A 7,355-nucleotide genomic window follows, 5' to 3' on the forward strand; every position below is an offset into this window, starting at 1 on the left:
TGACAACTTCAGCGTCGGAGGGGGTTTCCTTGAGAGTGGAAAGCAGATATTGGCTGGTACGCATCGCGGTAGACCTTCGCTAGTTCGGGCGGCTTGGCCCTGGAAAATTTCAAGTGCGGAATTTTAACAGGCGAAGTCCCCCGGCCCAAGGGCTAAATTCAGCGGCGCTGGGGGGAGGGCGGGGGCCTTGCCCCGCCCGCACTAAATAGCTGTTCCGAATAGTAGATCACTGGAGGAAGGGAACTCAGTCCAGTTTGTGCGATCTCATTAGTCGCCAAACAAAACAAGCCACACCCAAAGGACTGAGTTGATGCCTATCCTACCACCCCTGCCACGACCACAACGGCGCCGCATTCACAAAATCATCCATGCCACCCGTGATAAAGGGCATGCTCGTCGCTTGATGGCCATCTTGCTGTTACATGAAGGACGCACGGTCACTGATGTTCATCACCTTACCGGCGCTGCTCGCTCGACCATCGGCCGTTGGCTTCGATGGTATCGAGATGAAGGCATAGATGCGCTAGAAGCCTTACCGGCTGGCCGTGCCCCAGTCTTACCTGTTGCCAAGATTGTCACTTTACTGGTGCTGCTCATGCAGTTTTCTCCGCAAGATTTTGGTTATCAGCGCAGCCGCTGGTGTACCGAACTATTGGCTATCAAAATCAATCGGTTAACAGGCCTCAATATGGCAGCCTCCACGCTCCGTCGATGGTTACCGCGTATGGGCATTGTCTGGCGAAGGCCCGTGCCGACCTTGCGGATAAAAGACCCAGCCTATCAGGAGAAAATGGCGGATATCGACGCTGCGCTGGCCCGCTGTGATGCCGATAATCCGGTGTTTTATGAGGATGAAGTCGATATAGACCTCAATCCCAAATTAGGGGCCGACTGGATGTTCAGAGCGCAGCAAAAGCGGGTTGTCACGCCGGGACAGAACGCGAAACATTACCTGGCAGGCGTTCTCCATGCAGGCAACGGAAGAGTGCTTTACGTCAGTGGGATAAAGAAAAACTCATCCCTGTTTATCGCCATGCTGGAAAAGTTGCGTCGCCACTACCGACGAGCCAAAACCATCACGCTGATCCTCGATAACTACATCATTCACAAAAGCAAACAGACCGAGCGATGGTTGAAGAAAAACCCTAAGTTCTGCCTGGTATTCCAGCCAGTTTACAGTCCTTGGGTTAATCACATAGAACGGCTGTGGCACAAGTTGCATGAAACCATCACGCGCAATCATCAATGCAGAGGGATGGCCAACCTGCTGGCTCGAGTGAAACACTTCATGGATACCGTGTCTCCTTTCCCGGGGAATGGCTATGGCACAGCAAAGGTGTAGCACTATTAGGATCAGTTATTTAGACCCGAAATTGCGACAGCAACTGCTGTTGCTGCTGGCTGGCCTGATGGAGGGAGGAGGCCAGTTGCAGGCACTCCTGGGCTTCCTGTTCGCCCGTCTGGGCTTGCAGGCTGATATCCGAAACCTTGCCCGTGGTGTGCCCCAGGGTGTGGGAGAGCTGGCTGGTCGCCTCTGCCACCTGTTGCACCATGTCGGCGAGCTGATCGATGGCCTCTTCTACCTTGAACAGGATCTGTTTGGTGTTATCGGAGTCCGCCATACCCGATTCCACGGTTTTCAGGTTGCGTTGCATCATCAGATAGGCCTGCTCTGTCTGCTGCTGGATGCTGTTGATCACGTCCGTTATCTCGGCGCTGGAGGTGGCGGTGCGATTGGCCAGGGTGCGCACCTCGTCGGCCACCACGGCAAAACCGCGCCCCATCTCGCCCGCCCGGGCGGCTTCGATGGCGGCATTGAGTGCCAGCAGGTTGGTCTGCTCCGAGATATTGCTGATGGTGGAGATGATCAGGCCAATCTGCCCTGCCTGCTCCTTGAGGGCGTTGATGGCGGCGGCACATTCACCCACCTCCATGACCACCCGCTGCATGCCGGCGGTGGCGGAGGAGACATACTGGCTGCTTTGCGTGGTGAGCTGGCGCACCTCGTTGGCGTTGTGTGCCGCCAGGTTGCAGTTGCCCGAGATGGTGGTGGCCACCTGCACCATCTGCTCGCTGTCGTGGTGCAGCGCCTGGGCATGCGCTGCGGTCTGGCGGCTGCTCTGGCTGATGGCCTGGACCCGGTTGACCGAGGTGTGCACGTGCTGGTTGATGTGCTGGTTGTTGTCCATGGTGGCGCTGATCATCTTCTGCAGCTTCTCGATGAAGCGATCCACGCTGCCGGCCAGGGAGCCAATCTCGTCGTCGCGTGAGAGGTTGATGCGGGCATTGAGATCTCCTTCCCCGGCGGCGATGTCCTGCATGCGCTTGTCGACCTGGAGTAGCGGGCGAACAATGGTGCGTACCAGCCAGAAGCCGCAGCAGGTGACGATCAGCAGGCTGAGCAGCAAGCCCCCCAGGATGAGTCCCCTGGTGTAGTCGATGATGGCGTTGAGCAGGTGAACCTGATCCTCGACGGTGGCGTCCCCCTGGGCTTCGACCTCGACCAGCGCCAGCCTGAGCTGGTCGGCACTGTGTTCGTAACGGGTCAGCTGGTTCTGATAAGCGCTCAGGGCTGTGGTCCATTCACGGATCTGGCGGGCATTGTCGGCTTGCAGGGCACGATACTGGGTGGAGAGCATTTGGCCTGCAAACTCCCCGTCACCGGGCACATCGAACTGGCCGGTTGCCAGCATGCCGTCAACCGCGTCCTGATAGAAGCGGGTGGCTTGTGCCAGCTCGGCCTGGATGGCAGGAGTGAGGCCTTCGCTCTGCATCTTCTCCAGCGCATAGAGCTGGCGCAGGAATCCGATGTTGGCCTCCATGCCGCCATCGGCCGCCTGCCAGCGGGTCGCGAGGCCGCCGTTCCAGCTGATGGCCTGATCCGGTGAGCGGGTGAGGCTCTCGACGGCCTCGTCACCGATCACCTCCAGCCTGGTCGAGAGGCGTGACATGCGTTCAGAACTGGCACGCAGCGCCTCATCGGCGCTCGTGAAGGTGCGATAGAGGGTCAGCAGCTGTGCCTGCTCTTGCTGATAGGTCTGCTCATGCTGCTTCAGCGTGGTAATGGCCGCCGCATCGATGAGCCCGCCTTGCTCCACCCGGCGCAAAGCGTCGCTGGCCGCCTCTTTTGCCCGTTGCAGCTCCGGTGCGTCGAGGGGGATCCCCGAGAGCATCTTCTGGATATAGAGCGACTGGTTGCCGAGTTCGATGGAGCCCTCCATGGCACCATCTGCCGTCTGCCAGGCGGCACCCAGGACGTAGGAGAGCAGATCAGCCAGCCGCTGGCTGCCATACCAGCCGATCGCCCCCATGCCCAGGGTGCAGCCGAGCAGAATGGTGAGTCCGAGGTTGGATGTGGTGACAATTTTCATGATTCAAGCCATCCCTGGTGCCGAACAAGACCATTTCAGTGTTCAATCAATGACGAAGATGTGCCATCCCCGATGGAAAATAAAGTGACAGACAGTGTTCTGAACGAGGGAAATGGACGGGTATGAAGAGCGGGTCATCCCATGATCTGGATGGACCTATGCTGGATACTTATCCAGTTATTCTTTATGCTATGACCCAATTTGCGAGAGTCTGCGTGGCGAGGAAAAGAACATGATCGGTCGCTTGAGAGGCGTCATCATCGAGAAGCAACCCCCCGAGGTGTTGCTGGAAGTCGGAGGGGTGGGATATGAGGTTCATATGCCCATGAGCTGCTTCTATGATCTGCCCGAACTCGGGAAGGAGGCCGTCATTCACACCCACTTCGTGGTGCGTGAAGATGCCCAGCTGCTCTACGGCTTCAACCACAAGCAGGAGCGGGCGCTGTTTCGCGAGCTGATCAAGACCAACGGGGTCGGCCCCAAGCTGGCCCTGGCCATTCTCTCCGGCATGACGGCCACCCAGTTTGTGATGAGCGTCGAGCGCGAGGAGATAAGCTCACTGGTCAAGTTGCCCGGCGTGGGCAAGAAGACCGCCGAGCGCCTGGTGGTGGAGATGAAAGACCGCCTCAAGGGCTGGGTCAGCCACGATCTCTTCTCCCCGGCCGAAATCACCCTGCCCGCGAAAGAGAGCCCGCTGCGAGCCCCGGATGCGAGCGAGGAGGCGGCCAGTGCACTGGTGGCCCTCGGCTACAAGCCGCAGCAGGCCAGCCAGATCGTCAGCAAGGTGGCTGCCGACGGCATGTCGGTAGAGGAGATCATTCGTGAATCCCTGCGCAGCCTGGTGTGAGGTAGACAATGATTGAAGCGGATCGCCTCATCTCGGCCGGTGCCGCCCGTGAGGACGAGATCATCGATCGAGCCATCCGGCCCAGAAAGCTGGCCGATTATACCGGGCAGGATCACGTCTGCGATCAGATGGAGATCTTCATCGAGGCCGCCCGCCAGCGCGGGGAGGCCCTCGATCATCTGCTGATCTTCGGGCCTCCCGGCCTTGGCAAGACCACGCTGGCCAACATCGTCGCCAACGAGATGGGGGTCAACATCAAGACCACCTCGGGCCCCGTGCTGGAGAAGGCCGGCGATCTGGCGGCGCTCCTCACCAACCTGGAACCGAACGATGTGCTCTTCATCGACGAAATTCACCGCCTCAGCCCTGTGGTAGAGGAGGTGCTCTACCCGGCCATGGAGGATTATCAGCTCGACATCATGATAGGGGAGGGGCCCGCCGCCCGCTCCATCAAGCTCGATCTCCCTCCCTTCACCCTGATCGGTGCCACCACCCGGGCCGGCTCCCTCACCAGCCCCCTGCGGGATCGGTTTGGCATCGTGCAGCGCCTCGAGTTTTACAACGTCAAGGACCTGACCGACATCGTCTCTCGCAGCGCCCGCTGCCTCGGGCTCGACATGACGGAAGACGGCGCTCTCGAGGTAGCCCGTCGCTCCCGGGGGACACCGCGGATTGCTAACCGTTTGTTAAGGCGGGTACGAGATTTTGCCCAGGTGAAGTCTGACGGGCGAATTGACGGACCCATTGCGGCCCGAGCCATGGACATGCTGGACGTGGACAACGAAGGTTTCGACTTCATGGATCGCAAGCTATTGTTGGCCGTCATCGACAAGTTTATGGGGGGGCCAGTCGGGCTCGACAACCTGGCCGCCGCCATCGGTGAGGAGAAGGACACCATAGAAGACGTGCTGGAACCTTATCTGATCCAGCAAGGCTATCTGCAACGTACACCCAGAGGGCGGATCGCAACTCAGAGAGCCTACGCACACTTTGGCCTGGAACGACCGGCAGATCAGTAGACGTTGCGATATGAACCAAAAAGCCGCCCTTGAGGCGGCTTTTTGTTTTGCGGGCAAAAAAAAGCCCACGGCACAGGCGGTGGGCAAAGACAATTCAGGATGGATGTTCACAGACAGTGAGCGCGTCTGCAGACCGGTCGGGAAAAAACAGAGGAGCCGTCGCGAGGCTTCAGAGTCGGTTCATTTGATAGAGTTGAACGAAAGAAAGCTTGTAGTAACGGATGGTCTTGGCAACAAACTTTTTCATCATTAATCCCAACAAACAGGTTCGAAATGTTCATCGAATACGTACCGGGAACCCGGAATGACCGGCCTGTATTCAGAGGTATGCCCTCACTGCGAGGCGCATTGTAGGAGCTCTTTCCGGGTGGGACAAACAAGAAAATCTATGGGCTTTTGATTAGATAAACTAATGATTTTGGTGGGGGTGTCAATCCGCATAAACATGTGTTTTTACTGGGTTTAAATTGATTTTTGGATGAGTCTGGCCATTTATTGAAATAATCGAGATGCGAGGGCTTTATTTCCGGGGTTGCGTATTTGTTTAACAGAATTGAAACTATTTTGATGTGTCATAAAATTGATTTAAATCAATTATTTACGGCTTTGCGTTTTTTGTGATGAAGCTCCCATAATTAATGGGAAAAGCCCCATAAGTTACCTTGAAAAAACATGTATTGAGGGTGGTTTTACATTGATTTCAATCAAATAAAGGTGATATAAAACAGCGATCATTATAGGCGGGAATAGAACCCTGGTTATTGTTTATTAGATGTTAAACATTAGCTTTTTTTGTTCCTGTATATTGCCTTGTTGTTAATGTGGTGGCAGTCGAATCCGGTCAGTCCGCGAGGGGTGACCGACCGTTCGGGGACTTCCAATGGAAGCTTTGTCCTTAAAACTTAAAATAGCCGTGCCAATAATCGGTGAGGAAACATCATGATTGCTGAGCATGTGGTAGACCTATCGCGGTTCCAATTTGCTGCGACGGCCCTTTATCACTTCCTGTTTGTACCCTTGACGCTGGGGATGGCCTTCATCCTGGCGATCATGGAGTCTGTCTATGTGATGACCAACAACACAGTGTACCGGGACATGACCAAGTTCTGGGGCAAGTTGTTCGGTATCAACTTTGCCCTCGGGGTTACCACCGGGCTCACCATGGAGTTTCAGTTCGGTACCAACTGGGCTTACTACTCCCACTATGTCGGCGACATCTTCGGGGCCCCGCTGGCCATCGAAGGCTTGATGGCCTTCTTCCTGGAGTCCACCTTCGTCGGTATGTTCTTCTTCGGTTGGGATCGTCTCAGCAAGCGTCAGCACCTGGCGGCTACCTGGCTGATGGCGCTCGGGACCAACCTCTCCGCACTCTGGATCCTGGTCGCCAACGGCTGGATGCAGAACCCGGTGGGTGCCGAGTTCAACTTCGAATCCATGCGCATGGAGATGGTGAGCTTCGCCGACCTGGTGTTCAACCCGGTTGCACAGGTCAAGTTCGTCCACACCGTGGCGGCAGGCTATACCACGGGCGCCATGTTCGTGCTCGGGATCTCCTCCTATTACCTGCTGAAGAATCGTGATGTGGCGTTCGCTCGTCGCTCCTTCGCCATCGCGGCCGCGTTCGGCATGGCCTCCATCCTCTCCGTGCTGGTGCTGGGTGACGAGTCCGGCTACGAGACCGGGGAAGTGCAGAAGGTGAAACTGGCGGCCATCGAGGCCGAGTGGAACACGGAGCCGGCTCCGGCATCCTTCACCCTGTTCGGGATCCCGAACCAGGAGGAGATGCGCACCGACTACGCCATCAAGATACCCTATGCTCTCGGCATCATCGCCACCCGTTCCCTGGACGGTCAGGTGACTGGTCTCAAGGATCTCAAGAGCGAGCATGAGCTGCGCGTGCGCAACGGCATGACCGCCTACGACCTGCTGACCAAGCTGCAATCCGGTGACAAATCCGACGATACCCGCGCCCGCTTCGACGAAGTGAAGCAGGATCTGGGCTATGGTCTCCTGCTCAAGCGTTACACCCCCAACGTGACCGACGCCACCGACGAGCAGATCAAGGCCGCCGTGGATGACTCCATCCCGCAGGTACTGCCGCTGTTCTTCGCCTTCCGC

6 protein-coding genes are annotated in these 7,355 nt (G+C 57.2%); 5 read left to right on the top strand and 1 reads right to left on the bottom strand.

The window, feature by feature from the left end; genetic code table 11:
• Positions 1 to 310: 310 nt before the first annotated feature.
• Complete coding sequence (locus G5358_RS19430; protein WP_114523370.1) at positions 311 to 1,342, top strand: IS630-like element ISAhy2 family transposase; 1,032 nt, start codon at positions 311 to 313, stop codon at positions 1,340 to 1,342.
• A 19-nt stretch (positions 1,343 to 1,361) separates the two neighbouring features.
• On the opposite strand, the gene G5358_RS19435 is transcribed toward G5358_RS19430, so the two are convergent.
• Complete coding sequence (locus tag G5358_RS19435; protein ID WP_052814435.1) at positions 1,362 to 3,371, bottom strand: methyl-accepting chemotaxis protein; 2,010 nt, start codon at positions 3,369 to 3,371, stop codon at positions 1,362 to 1,364.
• A gap of 232 nt (positions 3,372 to 3,603) precedes the next feature.
• Here G5358_RS19435 and ruvA point away from each other — a divergent pair, with 232 nt between their 5' ends.
• The 4 genes from ruvA to G5358_RS19455 form a co-directional block, all read left to right on the top strand.
• A complete protein-coding gene (gene ruvA / locus G5358_RS19440) occupies positions 3,604 to 4,218 on the top strand; it encodes a Holliday junction branch migration protein RuvA (protein WP_010672867.1) in 615 nt (204 codons plus the stop codon).
• A gap of 8 nt (positions 4,219 to 4,226) precedes the next feature.
• Positions 4,227 to 5,237, top strand: a complete 1,011-nt coding sequence (gene ruvB / locus G5358_RS19445) for a Holliday junction branch migration DNA helicase RuvB (protein ID WP_041211014.1) — start codon at positions 4,227 to 4,229, stop codon at positions 5,235 to 5,237.
• Positions 5,238 to 5,247: 10 nt separating this feature from the next.
• Positions 5,248 to 5,490, top strand: a complete 243-nt coding sequence (locus G5358_RS19450; protein ID WP_029313687.1) for a hypothetical protein — start codon at positions 5,248 to 5,250, stop codon at positions 5,488 to 5,490.
• 686 nt (positions 5,491 to 6,176) lie between these two features.
• A partial coding sequence (locus G5358_RS19455; RefSeq protein WP_421324735.1) for a cytochrome ubiquinol oxidase subunit I occupies positions 6,177 to 7,355 on the top strand: 1,179 nt, incomplete at its 3' end.

Source organism: Aeromonas sp. 604176, assembly GCF_049170755.1.
Lineage (GTDB): Bacteria > Pseudomonadota > Gammaproteobacteria > Enterobacterales > Aeromonadaceae > Aeromonas > Aeromonas veronii_A.